At 46.1% G+C, this 17,674-nt stretch carries 11 protein-coding genes and 4 tRNA genes; all 15 read left to right on the plus strand.

Going from position 1 to position 17,674, the window contains the following annotated elements; all coding sequences use genetic code 11:
- Window positions 1–36 precede the first annotated feature (36 nt).
- The 15 genes from CCC17_RS02110 to ftsX all read left to right on the plus strand — a co-directional run bounded on the left by CCC17_RS02110 (window position 37) and on the right by ftsX (window position 17,554).
- Window positions 37–3,792, plus strand: a complete 3,756-nt coding sequence (locus CCC17_RS02110; RefSeq protein ID WP_287082417.1) for a phosphoribosylformylglycinamidine synthase — start codon at window positions 37–39, stop codon at window positions 3,790–3,792.
- Between the two features lie 193 nt (window positions 3,793–3,985).
- Window positions 3,986–4,058, plus strand: a tRNA-Val gene (locus CCC17_RS02115).
- Between the two features lie 16 nt (window positions 4,059–4,074).
- Window positions 4,075–4,148: transfer RNA gene (locus CCC17_RS02120), tRNA-Met, on the plus strand.
- 7 nt (window positions 4,149–4,155) lie between these two features.
- A tRNA-Val gene (locus CCC17_RS02125) sits at window positions 4,156–4,228 on the plus strand.
- A 16-nt stretch (window positions 4,229–4,244) separates the two neighbouring features.
- A tRNA-Met gene (locus CCC17_RS02130) sits at window positions 4,245–4,318 on the plus strand.
- 179 nt (window positions 4,319–4,497) lie between these two features.
- On the plus strand, window positions 4,498–5,463 hold the full coding sequence (locus tag CCC17_RS02135; RefSeq protein ID WP_059085348.1) for a diacylglycerol/lipid kinase family protein: 966 nt from the start codon (window positions 4,498–4,500) through the stop codon (window positions 5,461–5,463).
- Window positions 5,464–5,556: 93 nt separating this feature from the next.
- Window positions 5,557–7,674: a glutamine synthetase III family protein gene (locus CCC17_RS02140; RefSeq protein ID WP_287082418.1), complete on the plus strand. Its 2,118-nt coding sequence runs from the start codon at window positions 5,557–5,559 to the stop codon at window positions 7,672–7,674.
- Window positions 7,675–7,877: 203 nt separating this feature from the next.
- Window positions 7,878–8,795, plus strand: a complete 918-nt coding sequence (locus CCC17_RS02145; protein WP_015526964.1) for an AAA family ATPase — start codon at window positions 7,878–7,880, stop codon at window positions 8,793–8,795.
- Window positions 8,788–10,587, plus strand: a complete 1,800-nt coding sequence (locus CCC17_RS02150; protein ID WP_173740425.1) for a nitric oxide reductase activation protein — start codon at window positions 8,788–8,790, stop codon at window positions 10,585–10,587. The genes CCC17_RS02145 and CCC17_RS02150 overlap by 8 nt, the downstream gene beginning before the upstream one ends.
- A 218-nt stretch (window positions 10,588–10,805) precedes the next feature.
- A complete protein-coding gene (locus CCC17_RS02155) occupies window positions 10,806–12,704 on the plus strand; it encodes an OPT family oligopeptide transporter (protein ID WP_059085350.1) in 1,899 nt (632 codons plus the stop codon).
- Window positions 12,704–13,078, plus strand: a complete 375-nt coding sequence (locus CCC17_RS02160; RefSeq protein WP_021650789.1) for a PqqD family protein — start codon at window positions 12,704–12,706, stop codon at window positions 13,076–13,078. The genes CCC17_RS02155 and CCC17_RS02160 overlap by 1 nt, the downstream gene beginning before the upstream one ends.
- A gap of 191 nt (window positions 13,079–13,269) precedes the next feature.
- Complete coding sequence (locus tag CCC17_RS02165) at window positions 13,270–14,139, plus strand: YitT family protein (protein ID WP_147603372.1); 870 nt, start codon at window positions 13,270–13,272, stop codon at window positions 14,137–14,139.
- 136 nt (window positions 14,140–14,275) lie between these two features.
- Complete coding sequence (locus CCC17_RS02170; RefSeq protein ID WP_015526970.1) at window positions 14,276–15,367, plus strand: PucR family transcriptional regulator; 1,092 nt, start codon at window positions 14,276–14,278, stop codon at window positions 15,365–15,367.
- Between the two features lie 608 nt (window positions 15,368–15,975).
- A complete protein-coding gene (gene ftsE / locus CCC17_RS02175; RefSeq protein ID WP_015526972.1) occupies window positions 15,976–16,659 on the plus strand; it encodes a cell division ATP-binding protein FtsE in 684 nt (227 codons plus the stop codon).
- Window positions 16,649–17,554 carry a permease-like cell division protein FtsX gene (gene ftsX / locus CCC17_RS02180; RefSeq protein ID WP_114002027.1) on the plus strand — a complete coding sequence of 302 codons (906 nt, stop codon included), beginning with the start codon at window positions 16,649–16,651 and terminating at the stop codon, window positions 17,552–17,554. The genes ftsE and ftsX overlap by 11 nt, the downstream gene beginning before the upstream one ends.
- Window positions 17,555–17,674 lie beyond the last annotated feature (120 nt).

Here is a 17,674-nt window from a genome sequence, read left to right on the forward strand (position 1 = left end):
CATCCTTATTATCGGATATAGAGAAAGGAGCCTTCTATGAGCAACGTAAGACGTGTGTATGTAGAAAAGAAACCTGCCTTTGCAGTAAAAGCAAAGGAACTGAAACATGAGATCAAACATTATCTTGGTATCAGCACTGTGACAGCAGTCCGTGAGCTGATCCGTTATGACGTGGAGAATATCTCCGATGAAGTATTTGAGAAAGCCTGCAAGACCGTATTTGCAGAGCCGCCGGTAGATGATCTGTATCTTGAAAAATTTGATGTGACAGAGGGCGCACGTGTATTTTCCGTAGAATTCCTTCCCGGACAGTTTGACCAGAGAGCCGATTCTGCAGTGCAGTGTGTACAGTTCCTGGATGAGAATGCAGCACCGATCATCCGTTCAGCAACTACTTATGTAATCGAAGGAAACGTTACAGATGCAGAGTTTGAGGCGATCAAACATCACTGCATCAACCCTGTGGATTCCCGTGAGACAGGTCTTGAGAAGCCGGAAACACTGGTAACAGTATTCCCGGATCCTGAGAATGTGAAGATTTTTGACGGATTCAAGGATATGGCTGAGGCTGATCTGAAGGAGCTGTACGCTTCTCTGAACCTCGCCATGACATTTAAGGACTTCCAGCATATCCAGAATTATTTCAGAAATGAAGAGAAACGCGATCCTTCCATGACAGAGATCCGTGTTCTGGATACCTATTGGTCTGATCATTGCCGTCATACTACTTTCTCCACAGAGCTTACCAGCGTGAAGTTTGACGAAGGTGATTATAAGACTCCTATTGAAAAAACATACAAAGAATATCTGGATGCCCATAAGGATATGTACAAGGGCCGTGATGATAAGTTTGTCTGTCTGATGGATCTTGCACTTATGGCAATGAAGAAACTGAAAGCAGAAGGCAAGCTTGCAGACCAGGAAGAGTCTGATGAGATCAATGCCTGCAGTATCGTGGTACCGGTGGACGTGGACGGGAAAGAAGAAGAGTGGCTGATCAACTTCAAAAACGAGACACACAACCATCCGACGGAGATCGAGCCTTTTGGTGGTGCGGCAACCTGCCTTGGTGGAGCCATCCGTGATCCGCTTTCCGGACGTACCTATGTATATCAGGCAATGCGTGTGACAGGTGCAGCAGATCCTACCGTATCCGTAAAGGAAACTCTGAAGGGTAAACTTCCGCAGAAGAAGCTTGTCCGCAGCGCAGCCCACGGCTACAGTTCCTACGGAAACCAGATCGGTCTTGCAACCGGTGCTGTAAAAGAAATCTATCATCCGGACTACGTTGCAAAACGTATGGAGATCGGTGCGGTTATGGGTGCGGCTCCGAGACGTGCGGTCATCCGTGAAAATTCCGACCCTGGAGATATCATCATCCTTCTTGGCGGACGTACCGGTCGTGATGGTATCGGCGGTGCAACCGGTTCCTCCAAGGTCCACACAGAGGCTTCCATTGAGGTCTGCGGTGCTGAAGTGCAGAAAGGTAACGCGCCTACCGAGCGTAAGATCCAGAGGATGTTCCGCAGAGAGGAAGTCAGCCATATCATCAAGAAATGTAACGACTTTGGTGCAGGCGGTGTTTCCGTTGCCATCGGCGAGCTGGCACCGGGACTTCAGATCGACCTCGACAAGGTTCCGAAAAAATACGCAGGTCTTGACGGCACTGAGATCGCCATCTCTGAGTCTCAGGAGCGTATGGCTGTTGTAGTTGACCCGAAAGATGTGGATACTTTCCTGAAATTTGCAAATGAAGAGAATCTCGAGGCAATTCCGGTTGCAGTTGTAACGGAGGAGCCACGCCTTGTCCTTAACTGGAGAGGAAAAGAGATCGTAAATATCTCCCGTGCATTCCTGGATACCAACGGTGCACATCAGGAGACCTCCGTTGAGGTTGAGATCCCGTCAAAGGACGGAAATCTTTTCGAGGAACGTCCGGATGTAACAGATGTAAAGAAAAAATGGATGGATACTCTTGCTGACCTGAATGTATGCTCACAGAAGGGTCTTGTGGAGATGTTTGACGGTTCCATCGGCGCAGGCAGTGTATTTATGCCTCACGGTGGCAAATATCAGCTGACAGAGACACAGTCCATGGTTGCAAAGGTTCCGGTACAGAACGGAAAAACAGAGACTGTTACCATGATGAGCTACGGCTTTGATCCATACCTTTCCTCATGGAGTCCGTATCATGGAGCTACCTACGCAGTAACCGAGTCTGTTGCCAAGATCGTTGCAACCGGTGGTGACTATAAGAAGATCCGTTTCACCTTCCAGGAATACTTCCGTCGTATGACAGAAGATCCTAAGAGATGGAGCCAGCCGTTCTCCGCACTGCTTGGTGCTTATGCGGCACAGATCGGATTCGGCCTTCCTTCCATCGGCGGTAAGGACAGTATGTCCGGAACCTTCAATGACATTGATGTTCCTCCGACACTGGTGTCCTTCGCAGTGGATGTTGCAAAGGTAAAAGATGTGATCACACCGGAGCTCAAAAAAGCAGGAAGCAAGCTGGTATGGCTCCGTGCACCGAAGGATTCCTATGATCTTACGGATTACCCGGCTCTTATGGAGCAGTATGATAAATTACACCAGGATATCCAGGCAGGCCGTGTGATCTCCGCATATGCACTTGACCGTCATGGAATCGCTGCTGCAGTCAGCAAGATGGCCTTTGGTAACGGCATGGGTGTAAAGATCGAGCATAACCTTGATCCAAGAGATTTCTTTGCTCCGGCATTCGGCGATATCATCTGTGAGGTTCCGGATGGAAAAGTCGGTGAGCTTGCCATTACCTATACTGTGATCGGTGAGGTTACGGATAATGCGAAGTTCACCTACGGTGATACAGAGATCACTCTGAAAGAGGCGCTTTCCACATGGGAAGGAACTCTGGAGAATGTATTTAAAACAGCAGCAGGAACCGAGGACGTCAAGGCAGATGACGGTTCCCTTTACAAAGCAGACAGCATCTATGTATGCAAACATAAGGTTGCAAAACCGCGTGTATTTATTCCGGTATTCCCTGGAACAAACTGCGAGTATGACAGCACCCGTGCATTTGAGAGAGCAGGCGCTGAGGTAGACGTAAAGGTATTCAAGAACCTTACAGCAGAAGATATCCATGATTCTGTAGAGCTCTTTGAGAAAGCCATCGATCAGGCACAGATGATCATGTTCCCGGGCGGCTTCTCAGCCGGAGATGAGCCGGACGGATCCGCGAAATTCTTTGCTACCGCGTTCCAGAACGAGAAGATCAAGGAGGCAGTTATGAAGCTCCTCAATGAGCGTGACGGTCTTGCTCTTGGTATCTGCAACGGATTCCAGGCACTGATCAAACTGGGACTGGTACCGTACGGTGAGATCTGCGGACAGAAAGAGGATTCTCCGACACTGACCTACAACACCATCGGACGCCACGTATCCAGGATGGTTTACACCAAGGTTGTCAGCAACAAGTCTCCATGGCTTCAGAAAGCACAGCTTGGCGGCGTATACTGTAATCCGGCTTCTCATGGTGAGGGACGTTTTGTCGCAAATGATGAGTGGCTGAAGAAACTCAAGGAAAATGGACAGATCGCAACAGAGTATGTACCGGTAGATGAGACCGGATATGAGGGTGAGTTTAACGTAAACGGCTCTTATATGAACATCGAGGGTATCACAAGCCCGGATGGACGTGTTCTCGGAAAGATGGCACACAGTGAGCGTCGTGACGCAGGCGTGGCTGTCAATATCTACGGAGAGCAGGATATCAAGATTTTCGAATCTGGTGTTGAGTACTTTAGATAATACCAGGGTTGCGTGAGCTGCATGCAGTGGCAGGGGATTTCAGACCTCCCTGCCACTGTAAAAATACAAAAAAGCATATATTTTTTAAAAAATTAAAAAAAGTGAAAAAAACTGTTGACACAAGTCACAAACCATTATATAATAGCAAAGCGAGTTGCGGAACGGAAGAGTTCCTAAGGCGAACAACTGTTATGGGATCTTAGCTCAGCTGGGAGAGCATCTGCCTTACAAGCAGAGGGTCATAGGTTCGAGCCCTATAGGTCCCATGTTACAAAAAGATATGGCGAGATAGCTCAGTTGGCTAGAGCACACGGTTCATACCCGTGGTGTCGAGGGTTCGAATCCCCCTCTCGCTATTTATATGGGATCTTAGCTCAGCTGGGAGAGCATCTGCCTTACAAGCAGAGGGTCATAGGTTCGAGCCCTATAGGTCCCATGTTACAAAAGAATATGGCGAGATAGCTCAGTTGGCTAGAGCACACGGTTCATACCCGTGGTGTCGAGGGTTCGAATCCCCCTCTCGCTACTTAACAAAAGGTCTGAAGATTCAATTTTATTGGGTTTTCGGACTTTTTTTGTTATAAAATTCCGGCTGCCTGTGGTAAGACCAGATGTGAAAAGTTAAGATTGACATTTTACATCGTTTTTTTTATCATAGTAAAAGAATAGACATAACGAATCATTTCGGGAAATGAGGATTGTATAATGAAAAAAAGAATGCTTTTTGTTTTCAACCCCAAAGCAGGAAAAGGAAGAATCAAGATGCATCTGCTGGACATTGTGGATATCTTTAATAAAGGTGGGTACGAAGTGATCATCCGTGCCACGCAGGGACCGAAGGATGCTTATGAACAGGTGAAGGAATATGCAGATCAGGTAGATCTGATCGCCTGCAGTGGAGGTGACGGTACACTGGATGAGGTGGTTACCGGAATCGTGGAAGTGGGCAGCCAGACACCGATCGGGTATATCCCTGCAGGAAGCACCAATGATTTTGCCAACAGTCTGTTTATGCCGAAGAGTATGACTGCAGCTGCCTCTATGATCATGGAGGAGCAGATCTATCACTGTGACATCGGTAAATTTAATAATCAGACATTTGCCTATGTGGCTGCGTTTGGACTGTTTACCAATGTTTCCTATGAGACAGACCAGGATCTGAAAAATATCCTGGGACATGTTGCCTATGTGCTGGAAGGGATGAAGCAGCTTTTTGAGGTGAAATCCTATCATCTGAAGGTAACCTCCGATGAGCTGACTGTGGAGAATGATTTTATCTACGGTATGATCAGCAATTCCAGATCTGTAGGCGGATTTAAGAATCTTACCGGAAAAAACGTGGATATGAATGACGGACTGTTTGAGGTGACACTGATCACCAATCCGAAGAATCCGCTGGAGCTTCAGGAGATCATGACTGCGCTTCTTACTGCAGAGGATAATACAGATCTGATCTATTCTTTTAAGTCTGCGCATGTTGTGATAGAGTCAGAGGAGGCTGTTCCGTGGACGCTGGATGGAGAGTTCGGTGGAGATCAGACCCGTGTGGAGATCGATAATCTTCATGAGGCCATGAACCTTTATCTTACCAGCAGTAAGAAACAGAAAAAAAGCCGGCTGAACCAGAAAATGCAGGAGATCAAGGAGATTACCCAGAAGAGCGAAGAATGATCCGGGTATCCGAAGACAAGGTGATCATACAGAGGTGAAAATGTCTTTCCTCATAAGAAAGACTAGATATACAGGAACGAAAAGGAGGAAGAAATGGGAGATTATATCAACGTAAAGGAAATCTTTGGCTGCGATGTATTTAACGATTCTGTTATGCAGGACCGTTTGCCGAAGAAGGTATACCGCGAACTGAAAAAGACAATAGAAGAGGGTAAGGAGCTGTCCATGGAGATCGCTGATGTGGTTGCACATGAGATGAAGGAATGGGCTATTGAGAAAGGTGCTACTCATTATTGTCACTGGTTTCAGCCGCTGACAGGTGTTACTGCCGAGAAACATGACGCATTTGTCACAGCGCCAAGAGAGGACGGAAAGGTACTCTTAAGCTTTTCTGGCAAGGAGCTGATCAAGGGTGAACCGGATGCATCCTCATTTCCATCCGGAGGACTTCGTGCAACATTCGAGGCAAGAGGCTATACAACATGGGATTGCACATCACCTGCCTTTGTACGTCATGACGCAGCCGGCGGGATCTTATGTATCCCCACAGCATTCTGCTCCTACACAGGAGAGGCGCTTGACCAGAAAACACCGCTTCTTCGTTCCATGGAAGCGGTCAATACACAGGCGCTTCGACTTCTTCGCCTTTTCGGAAATACAACATCAAAAAAAGTAACTCCTTCCGTTGGAGCTGAGCAGGAGTATTTCCTGGTTGATAAGGAGAAATGGCTCCAGAGAAAAGACCTGATCTATACAGGAAGAACTCTTTTCGGTGCTATGCCGCCGAAGGGACAGGAGATGGATGACCATTATTTCGGAACCATCCGTCAGAGAATCTCCGCATACATGAAGGAAGTCAACGAGGAGTGCTGGAAGCTGGGCGTAACAGCAAAGACACAGCACAATGAGGTTGCACCTGCACAGCATGAGCTGGCACCGATCTACGCACCGGTAAATATTGCAGCAGATCACAACCAGATCATGATGCGTATCCTCAAAAAAGTTGCAAGCCGCCATGGTATGCGCTGCCTGCTTCATGAGAAACCGTTTGCAGGAGTTAACGGTTCCGGTAAGCACAACAACTGGTCCCTGACAACGGATGACGGGATCAACCTTCTTGAGCCGGGAAAAACTCCTCATGAGAATATCCAGTTCCTTCTTGTTCTCACCTGTATCCTGAAAGCCGTTGATGAGCATGCAGATCTTCTGAGAGAGTCTGCAGCAGACGTTGGAAACGATGAACGTCTCGGAGGAAATGAGGCACCGCCGGCAGTTATCTCCGTATTCCTTGGTGAGCAGCTTCAGGATGTTCTGGAGCAGCTGATCAGCACAGGTACCGCCACACACAGTAAGACCGGCGAGATTCTGGATACCGGTGTTAAGACACTTCCGGATTTCATGAAGGATGCTACAGATCGAAACAGAACATCACCGTTTGCGTTCACAGGAAACAAATTTGAGTTCCGTATGGTTGGTTCCCGTGATTCCATTTCCGAGTGCAACGTAGTTCTGAACACGATTGCAGCAGAAGTATTCCGCGATGCATGCGACCGTCTGGAAGCAGCAGAAGATTTTGATACTGCAGTACATGACCTGATCAAGGAGTATGCGATCCAGCATCAGCGTATTGTATTCAACGGAAACGGATATGCACCAGAGTGGGAGGCAGAGGCAAAGAGACGTGGACTTCCGATCCTTCCGTCCATGGTAGATGCCATTCCTGCGCTGACTACAGATAAGGCTGTGAAGCTTTTTGAATCCTTTAATGTATTTACAAGAGCAGAGCTTGAGTCCAGAGCAGAGATCCAGTATGAAGGCTATGCAAAGGCTATCAATATTGAGGCCAAGACCATGGTGGATGTAGCTACTAAGCAGATCATCCCGGCAGTGATCCGTTATACAACGGTTCTTGCAGAGTCCATCAATTCTGTGAAGGCAGTGAGCGCAGCGCTTGATGTCAGTGTACAGACAAGTCTTCTGGAAAAAACCTCCGCACTTCTTGCTGAGACCAAGACAGCTATGGATAAGCTTTCCGGACTGATCGCTGAGTCGGAATCCCATGAAGAGGGACGTGACCGTGCTGTATTCTTCAGAGAGAGCGTGGTACCGGCAATGCAGGCTTTAAGAAAACCTGTAGACGAGCTTGAGATGATCGTAGATAAAGATATGTGGCCGATGCCATCCTACGGTGATCTGATCTTTGAGGTATGATCGGTTAAATAAAATCAGGAAATAAGAGATGTTCCCTGGGTGCAGCGGCATCTTTGAAATCAAATGACGGGACAGATGTAAGATCTGTCCCGTTTTTTACCTGGCGGAGAAAAAATCTGTAAGCGGTTATCCGTCATAGGATCATATAATAACTGCGGATGAGGATATCTGCGGCATTCAATCAGATTCAGGAGTAAGTATATATGATAGAATTAGAATTTTTAAAAGAACAGAACGTTTCCGAAAGCCTGATCCACGGCATCGAGGAGTTTCGAAAAAATTATAACGTTGACGAGGGGGCTGCAGCCAGAGTTACCAGACCGTCCATACCGTTCTACGGAAAAGAAATCCTGGAAATGGCCATTGCAGGACTTCTGGAAGGAGAAAATCTTCTTCTTGCAGGCCCAAAGGCCACGGGAAAAAATATCCTGGCAGAAAATCTGGCATATGCTTTTGGCCGCCCGGTTTATAATGTATCTTTCCATGTCAATACAAACAGCGGAGACCTGATCGGAACGGATACCTTTGTAAACAATGAAGTCTGCCTCCGAAAGGGCAGCATCTATCAGTGTGCCGAGTATGGCGGCTTCGGTATTCTGGATGAGATCAATATGGCAAAGAACGATGCGGTTTCTGTCCTTCATGCAACTCTGGACTATCGCCGCTCCATTGATGTTCCGGGCTATGACCGGATCGACCTTCATCCTGCGGCACGTTTTATCGGAACCATGAACTACGGATATGCAGGAACAAAGGAGCTGAACGAAGCTCTGGTTTCTCGTTTCCTGGTGATCGATATGCCAGCGCAGACAGAAGAAACCCTGGGATTTATTTTCCGCAAAATGTTCCCGGAGGCAAAGGAAAAGGCAGTGGAACAGTTTATCGGTGTATTTATGGATCTTCAGAAGAAATCCGTAAACAGTGAGATCTCCACAAAAGCGCTGGATCTTCGAGGACTTCTGGCTGCCATGAAGATTGTTCGTGCAGGACTTTCTCCCCTGGCAGCAGTGCAGATGGGAGTGGTGAACAAAACCTTCGATATTTTTGAAAAGGAGATCGTGGACGATGTAGTCCGTACAAGGATCCCGGAAGAGTGGACAAAGGACGATGTCTATGCATAAAGATCTGACAGAAGAACTTTCTATAGAAGATTACAAGATGGAGCTGGAAAACCGGATCCGTAATCTCCTCTGGACGGTAAGCGGCGACTATACACTGGATGTGAAGCCGGATGTATCGCTGTTTCTCCGCTCAAAAGAGATCGCTCTTTACGATGGAATCAAACAGGGGGCTTTTGCCAGATATTTTGACAAAAATCTGCTTGGCCTTTATCTTGTAAAAAAAATCTATCTGGATGCCTCTGAGACGGAGCTGACCGGGCTGACACAGCTCTGTATCGAAGCGGCAGTGGGAGAGCGGATCTGTGAAGAGCGCCCCGGGGTTCGCCGCATGAGAAAAAAAGCTCTGGAAGATATCCTGGATCAGGAATATGAAACCCTGCCTTTCTACGATAAGTTGTTAGACAGGCTGAAAATTGCAGTATTCCGTGATGTACTTACAGGAAGCGTACAGCCTCTGGAGAAAAAACTGTCTGCATTCCGGGATCAGATTTATGCCTGCGCAGAAAGCAGAGACACCATGGAACTGATTCGGATCATCGACAGCCTCTATAATGCGGTCATCGATCCGGACTTTGAGAAGAAAAACGGTTCCCTTGAACGGGTAATGGCGGTGACGCTGGAAGAACTGACGGAATTTGGCTGGGAAGACTACCTTAATGAAGAGATGTATGAGGAAGCTCTGGAAAATTACGTGGAAAAGCTCACAGACCGGATGACAGATATAGAAGATTCCTCACTGACACAGGATATGGAAGAAAAACGTAAGGTGAAAAACAAGATCACGGTGATTTCAGAGGAAGCTCTTCAGAAAGCTCATACCTATGTGGAACTGAATTTTGGAAAAACCTATCTCACACCTGCGGAAGAAAAAAGAATGAACCATCTTATGTGCCGGGGAATACACGGAGACTGCAGCCTGTATTTTACAGAAGGAATCCTGAAAAATCCGGTTCGTGATAATTATCAGTACCAGTATGCAAAGCGTCTGCGTAATAAGAACATATGGATCTATCATGACAAGCACAGAATTGCAAAACGAAATATTGCCATATTGACTGAACTCCTGAAAAAAGCACTGGTGATCCGAAGTGAAAACCAGGAAGTCCTATCAGACCGGGGAACTATCGTTCCTTCCAGGCTGTGGCGTATAGGCAGAAGCGGTGAGGCAAATCTTTTTAAGAGGATTCTTCGTGGAGACAATACGGATTTTGTGGTGGATATACTGATCGATGCCAGTGGTTCACAGATGAGCCGACAGGGAGATGTGGCACTGCAGGCTTATATGATCAGCTCTGCCCTGAGCAATGTGGAAATCCCTCATCGGGTTATGAGCTACTGCACATTCTGGGATCATACGATCCTGCACAGGTTCCGGGAATATGATGATCCGGTTTCGGCAGATGAGGATATTTTCAATTATGTGACTTCCTCCAATAATCGGGACGGGCTTGCCATAAAAGCAGCGGGATACAGTCTTTTGCAGAGGGAAGAGGAAAAAAAGATCCTGATCATCTTAAGTGACGGACGCCCCTACGATGTGATCATAAACCGCCCCAATGCAAAAAATCCGGCCCCTTATCAGGGAAAATATGCCATTTCAGATACTGCAACAGAGGTGCGGCGTCTTCGGAGCCAGGGCGTCAGTGTTCTGGGGGTATTTGCAGGCGAAGAGAAGGATCTTCCGGCGGAAAAGAAGATTTTTGGAAAGGATTTTGCCTATATCCGGGATATCGGAAATTTCTCGAAGATCGTAGGGCGATATCTGACAAAACAGCTGGAAACGGACAACTGAAAAAAAAAAGTATTTTATTTTAAATGTATAATATTCAATTGTAAGGAATAAGGTCACTATGTTAGCATAAAAGCTGCATAGTGACCAATTATTTGCTTATAATTATACAGAAAATTGTAAATAATATATAATATCTCAGATATAATTTCTTGCAAAATACTGCGAAATTTGCTATACTATATAACGTTACTAATTTACTAGATAAAGGGAGAGGAAATATGAACAAAAACACAGAGTTCAAACCTTACATTCCTGCGGAGAAAATCACTCCGGAGCTCACAGTTACATCTGTGATCATGGGATGTATTCTTGCTGTCATCTTCGGCGCAGCCAATGCTTACCTTGGTCTTCGTGTTGGTATGACAGTATCTGCCTCCATTCCGGCGGCAGTTATCTCCATGGGTGTTATCCGCGTGATTCTTCGCAGAAACTCCATTCTGGAGAGCAATATGGTCCAGACTATCGGTTCAGCCGGTGAGTCTCTTGCAGCAGGTGCTATCTTCACCATGCCTGCACTGTTCCTCTGGGCAGAGGAAGGACTTACAAGCAAACCAGGCATCGTTGAGATCACTCTGATCGCACTTTGCGGTGGTATCCTTGGTGTACTTTTCATGGTACCCCTTCGTAATGCCCTCATTGTTAAAGAGCATGCAACTCTTCTCTATCCGGAAGGAACTGCCTGCGCAGACGTTCTTCTTGCCGGTGAGGAAGGCGGAGCAAATGCTTCCACAGTATTCTCCGGTATGGGACTTGCTGCCATCTTCAAATTTGTTGTTGATGGACTGAAGCTTCTTCCGGCAGATGTTTCTGCAGCATTTAAATCCTTCAAGGGTGAGATCGGTATGGAGGTTTATCCGGCACTTCTCGGTGTTGGTTATATCGTAGGACCGAAGATCGCATCCTACATGTTTACAGGTTCTCTTATCGGCTGGATGGTCATCATTCCGCTGATCTGCCTGTTCGGACCTGATACATGGATGTATCCGGCAGCAGAGGGAACGACCATTGCCCAGCTTTACGCAAACGGCGGAGCATCAGCGATCTGGTCTACTTATGTTAAATATATCGGCGCAGGTGCTATCGCAACAGGCGGTATCATTTCCCTGATCAAATCCCTGCCGCTGATCGTTACAACCTTCCGTGACTCCATGAAGAGTATGAAGGGAAGCAAGAACACAAGCACAGAGAGAACCGCACAGGATCTTCCGATGCAGTTCATCCTTCTCGGTGTTATAGCAATGGTATTTATCATCTGGATCGTTCCGGCAATCCCGGTAACTCTTCTTGGTGCAGTTATCATCGTAGTTTTTGGATTCTTCTTTGCAACAGTATCTTCCCGTATGGTAGGTCTTGTAGGAAGCTCCAACAACCCGGTTTCCGGTATGGCTATCGCTACTCTTCTGATTGCTACATTTGCGATCAAGAGCTCCGGTAAAACAGGTATCGACGGAATGACAGCAGCGATCGCTGTTGGTTCTGTTATCTGTATCATCGCAGCGATCGCCGGTGATACCTCTCAGGACCTTAAGACAGGATACCTTCTCGGTGCTACACCTAAGAAGCAGCAGATGGGCGAGATGCTCGGTGTTGTTGTTTCCGGTCTTGCTATCGGCGGTGTTCTGTATCTTCTGGATGCAGCATGGGGCTACGGTACAGCAGAGATCCCTGCGCCACAGGCTCAGCTTATGAAGATGATCGTTGAGGGAATCATGGGCGGAAACCTTCCATGGGGACTTGTATTTGTAGGTGTATTCCTTGCGATCTGCCTTGAGATCCTCCGTATCCCGGTAATGCCTTTCGCAATCGGTCTTTACCTTCCAATCTACCTGAACGCAACCATCATGATCGGTGGTATCGTTCGTGGATTACTTGACAGCAGAAAAGGTGTTGACGAAAAAACCAAGACAGCTCAGTCCACAGATGGTACCCTGTACTGTGCTGGTATGATCGCCGGCGAGGGTCTTGTTGGAATTCTTCTTGCGATCTTTGCAGTTGTCGGTATCAGCCTTGATATGTCCGGCGTTGTAAACCTTGGAAATATCGGCGGCGTTGTGCTGATGATCATCATGATCCTGTCACTGCTTAAATTCTCTATCTGGAGAAAGAAGAAAGCCTGATGAGAAAAAACAAAAAGGATAAGAAACAGGATATCAACTATCTTGATCTGATCCCGGAAACAAACCAGTCGATCCGGTGGCACCGGGACCTGAAGCAGCGGATCATTCTTGAGATAGAGAATAAGGGTATGTTCAATACCATCGCGCAGAAGGTTTTTGGCAAGCCAAGGTTTTCCAAGGTTCATCTTGATGAAATGGGAACTTTTATCTGGCCTGAGATCGATGGAGCCAAAACCGTGCAGGAGCTTGCCCTGCTGGTGAAAGAGCATTTCGGAGATAAGGCAGAACCGCTTTATCCGAGAATCGTAAAATACTTTCAGATAATGGAAAGCTATGAATTTGTTCATTTTATAAATAAAAAGACAGAAAAATAGCATGGAGAACGGGAACGGACGCAGAATAGTGTACGGTCCCGTTCTTTTTATGACACGTCAGTGCGGGAAACTGATGCAGTTGTCATATGATACTATAGCATTTCCGGGATTTTCACAACGGAATAGAAATATTGAGGACATTTCAAGACAGAAATTCCGGGAATTGCTGTAAAAAATGAAAGGAGCACTTTATGAGTCTTGTGAAAAAAAAGGACTGGTATCTGGATTATCTTCTGATCATAGTAGGAACCGGGCTGATGGCACTTGCCATCAATTCCGTTTTTGATGCAACCGGGCTGGTAACAGGCGGCTTTTCCGGTATAGCGATCCTGGTGAAGCACTGGACCGGTGGGATCGTAGATGGCGGGGTTCCACTGTGGCTTACCAATATCACGCTGAACATTCCGCTGTTTTTTCTGGGATGGCGGATCAAAGGCTTTTCCTTTGTAAGAAAAGCTCTGGTCGGTGAGATCTCCCTTTCAACCTGGCTTGCCATTCAGCCGGTGTGGAATATTGCGGGAGATGATCTCCTTCTGGCTGCTGTATACGGTGGTGTGATCCTGGGAATCGGCATTGGAATGGTTTTCCTTGGACAGGGAACCACAGGCGGAACGGATATGATGGCAGCACTGATCCAGAAGTATATGCGTCATTATTCCATCGCACAGATCATGCAGTTTATTGATGGGCTTATTGTGATCGTAGGAATGTATGTGTTCGGTATCCAGCGGGCCCTGTATGCCATCATTGCGGTTTATCTGGTAACAAAAGTATCCGACAGTCTGATCGAAGGTCTGAAGTTTTCCAAACAGACATTTATCGTCACGGAGAAGCCGGATGAGGTTGCCAGAGTTATTATGGAAGACCTGGATCGCGGAGCGACAGGAATCTGTGGCAAGGGGATGTATTCCGGTCAGGAGAAGACGATCATCTTCTGTGTGGTAAACAAAAAGGAAATTGTGAAGCTGAAAGAGCTGGTAGATGATATTGATCCCAACGCTTTTGTGATCGTTTCCGATGCAAGAGAAGTTCATGGAGAAGGTTTTATAGAGAAAAATTAGGCGGATTTCAACAAAAATTTGTAAATTTTTTCAGTTTTACTCTTTCATTTTTGGTGATTTTGTATTAAAATAGCCATAGATAGAGAGGGAAAGACAGAAGATAAGCATACACATAAGTGAGAAGGGATTGAACGGAATGATATCGAATCAGGTGTTACAGAATACGCTCGAGGGACTTAAAGAAATATCAAGGACGGAATTTTGTGTCATTGACACAGACGGCAAGGTACTTGCGTCTACCTTTTCTGATTTTGAGATCCAGCCGGCAGATATCCAGGCTTTTGTAGAATCCCAGGCGGACAGCCAGCTTGTCAAGGGATTTCAGTACTTTAAGGTCTGTGATGATTATCAGTTGGAATATGTCCTGGTAGCCCACGGAGATGATGAGGATACTTATATGGTAGGCAAGCTTGCAGCCTTCCAGATCCAGAATCTGATCGTTGCGTACAAGGAGCGTTTTGACAAAGACAGCTTTATCAAGAATCTTCTTCTTGATAATCTTCTTCTGGTGGATATTTACAACAGAGCGAAGAAGCTTCATATTGAAGCAGATGTCCGTCGTGTAGTTATGATCCTGGAACTGAACCAGGAGAAAGATCACAGCTCTGTAGAGAGCGTGAAAAGCCTTTTTGGCGGAAAGAGCAGAGATTTTATCACTGCTGTTGATGAGAAGAGCATCATTATAGTCAAGGAACTGGAAGAGGGAGAGGGCTATCCGGAGATGGATAAGCTGGCTCATACGATTATGGATACTCTGGATCTGAATAAAGATGGTGAGGATGTCCACATGGCATACGGTACCATTGTCAATGAGTTGAAAGAAGTTTCACGTTCCTACAAGGAAGCGCGTATGGCCCTTGATGTAGGCAAGATCTTCTTCGGAGACAGGGAAGTTATCGCATACAGCTCACTTGGAATCGGACGCCTGATCTATCAGCTGCCTATTCCTCTGTGTAAGATGTTTATCCGCGAGATCTTTGACAACAAATCTCCGGATGATTTCGATGAGGAGACACTTGTCACCATCGATAAATTCTTTGAGAACAGTCTGAACGTATCTGAAACTTCACGTCAGCTGTATATCCACAGAAATACGCTGGTATATCGTCTGGATAAACTCCAGAAGAGTACAGGCCTTGATTTGAGAGTGTTTGAGGATGCCATTACATTTAAGATCGCGCTGATGGTTGTTCGATATATGAAATATATGGAGACATTAGAGTATTAATAGTATTCGGAATGCAGGATGATAGTTTGCTATATTAAGGTAACATATTAGAACTTTTAAACTGCCGCCTATTCCTTCCCGGAATAGGTGGCAGTTTTTGTATGAGCGTTTTTCATCATGGAATATTGTGTAAATGTCCCTCCTGTTTGGAAGCATTCACGAAGTGTGTTACTGAGAACAGAGTGAGCAGTAACGAATTCACATGAACTTCACAGATAACATCCATGACTCTATTGTAATTTTGGTATTTTTACGTTAAAATAAATAATTTGAAGAGGGCCGTTGATTACTGTTCACTGGTAATATTCCGCGGAGCGCATTACTGAGAATGGAGTGAACAGGTTACTGTTCACTGGTAATGTCCCGCGAGGTGTTTTTTGTGAGCGAAGGTCACAGAAAACCCGAGACATATCGCGCGAATTTATGCGATCAGCATAAATTCTGTGCATCGCGAAGCGTGTTACTGAGAACGGAGTGAACAGTAACGTGAACAGTAACAGTTGTAGGGCCCGGGAAATTTATTCTTGCATTTAAACAGAAAATATATTACAATAATATTACAAAAAAATTAAGAAAATTATGCTTTTATAATATAGAGGAGGATATATATGATCGATCTTGTAGATGTGAGCAAATCTTACGGCCCGGGTCTTCCGGCTGTGAATCATGCGAACTTACATGTTGATAAAGGGGAATTCGTATTTGTAGTAGGAAGCAGTGGCTCCGGTAAATCCACACTGATCAAGCTTCTGATGAAAGAACTGGATTCTACCAGCGGAACGATCACAGTCAGCGGGGAACGTCTGGAGAAGATGAAACACAGACGCGTTGCCAAGTATCGCAGAAAGCTTGGGGTAGTATTTCAGGATTTCCGTCTTTTAAAAGACCGTAATGTATATGAGAATGTAGCATTTGCGCAGCGTGTCATAGGAAGACCTACCCGTGTGATACGCAAACGTGTGCCGGAGGTTCTCCAGGAGGTAGGACTTGCAGGAAAGTATAAGGCATACCCGGATGAGCTTTCCGGTGGTGAGCAGCAGAGAGTTGCTCTTGCCAGAGCACTGGTAAACCGCCCGGACATCCTTCTGGCAGATGAGCCGACCGGAAACCTGGATCCGAAAACCTCTGAAGAGATCATGGCTCTGATGGAGCAGATCAATGACAGAGGAACCACAGTTCTGGTAGTTACCCACAATAAGGACATCGTCAATGCCATGCGCAAGCGAGTAGTCACCATGCACAACGGCAAGATCATCAGCGATGAGAAAGAGGGAGGATATCATGAGGCCTAGTACGATCTGGTATACCCTGAAGCAGGGCTTTAAGAATATAAAAAGAAACTGGATGTTTTCCCTGGCATGTATCATCACGATGGCAGCCTGCATTTTTCTGGTAGGCATTTTCTATTCCATCGTGAACAACGTCGGTAATATTGCCCATAAGGTGGAAGAAGAAGTACCGATCACAGTATTCTTTGATGAGGGCACTTCAGAGGAAGAGATCCAGGCGATCGGCGATGCTATTCAGTCCAGGCCGGAAGTGGCCAGGATGGACTATCAGTCCGCAGATCAGGCATGGGAAGAATACAAACAGAAATATTTTGGAGATGAAGATGCGGCAGATGGATTTAAAGATGATAACCCTCTTGCCAATTCATCCAATTATCAGGTATATCTTAATGATATTACCAAGCAGACAGAACTGGTGAATTATATCCAGGGACTGGAACATGTCCGGAAGGTAAATCAGTCTGAACAGGCATCCAGGACACTTGGTTCCATTAACAAGCTGGTTTCTTATGTGTCGATTGCCGTGATCGCAATCCTTTTGGTCATTTCCATATTCCTGATCAGCAATACAGTATCTATGGGTATTTCTGTCCGCAAGGAAGAAATCGGAATTATGAAATACATAGGAGCTACAGATGCTTTTGTACGACTGCCATTCCTTCTGGAAGGTATGGTCCTCGGTGTGATCGGTGCGGCGATACCGCTGATCTGCCTGTTTTTCCTGTATAATTCCGCTGTAGAGTTTATTCTGACAAAATTCAATGTATTGACAGGAATCGTGGATTTCATTCCAATCTGGCAGATTTATGAAGGTCTGGTTCCCATGGGACTTGGACTTGGTGTGGGAATCGGTCTTTTGGGAAGCTTTTTCACAACAAGAAAACATCTCAGAGTATAACCAAATAGCAGAGAATCTTATGTATCCGCATGATGTGTGATCATAAGATATACAGCGGCTGTCGGAATATCGGCAGCCGTTTTCGGTATATAAAAACCGGACGGCGCACAGAGGAGTACA

The sequence above is a fragment of the Blautia sp. LMAG:36 genome, assembly GCF_008680535.1.
In the GTDB taxonomy this organism is placed as follows: Bacteria; Bacillota; Clostridia; order Lachnospirales; family Lachnospiraceae; genus Blautia_A; species Blautia_A fusiformis.

Bases quoted from the DNA above. Each gene is read 5' to 3' on its own strand.
- CCC17_RS02165 (WP_147603372.1), top strand. From the start codon at position 13,270: ATGAGTCTTGTGAAAAAAAAGGACTGGTATCTGGATTATCTTCTGATC.
- CCC17_RS02110 (WP_287082417.1), top strand. From the start codon at position 37: ATGAGCAACGTAAGACGTGTGTATGTAGAAAAGAAACCTGCCTTTGCA.
- CCC17_RS02140 (WP_287082418.1), top strand. From the start codon at position 5,557: ATGGGAGATTATATCAACGTAAAGGAAATCTTTGGCTGCGATGTATTT.
- ftsX (WP_114002027.1), top strand. From the start codon at position 16,649: ATGAGGCCTAGTACGATCTGGTATACCCTGAAGCAGGGCTTTAAGAAT.
- ftsE (WP_015526972.1), top strand. From the start codon at position 15,976: ATGATCGATCTTGTAGATGTGAGCAAATCTTACGGCCCGGGTCTTCCG.
- CCC17_RS02150 (WP_173740425.1), top strand. From the start codon at position 8,788: ATGCATAAAGATCTGACAGAAGAACTTTCTATAGAAGATTACAAGATG.
- CCC17_RS02155 (WP_059085350.1), top strand. From the start codon at position 10,806: ATGAACAAAAACACAGAGTTCAAACCTTACATTCCTGCGGAGAAAATC.
- CCC17_RS02135 (WP_059085348.1), top strand. From the start codon at position 4,498: ATGAAAAAAAGAATGCTTTTTGTTTTCAACCCCAAAGCAGGAAAAGGA.
- CCC17_RS02170 (WP_015526970.1), top strand. From the start codon at position 14,276: ATGATATCGAATCAGGTGTTACAGAATACGCTCGAGGGACTTAAAGAA.
- CCC17_RS02145 (WP_015526964.1), top strand. From the start codon at position 7,878: ATGATAGAATTAGAATTTTTAAAAGAACAGAACGTTTCCGAAAGCCTG.
- CCC17_RS02160 (WP_021650789.1), top strand. From the start codon at position 12,704: ATGAGAAAAAACAAAAAGGATAAGAAACAGGATATCAACTATCTTGAT.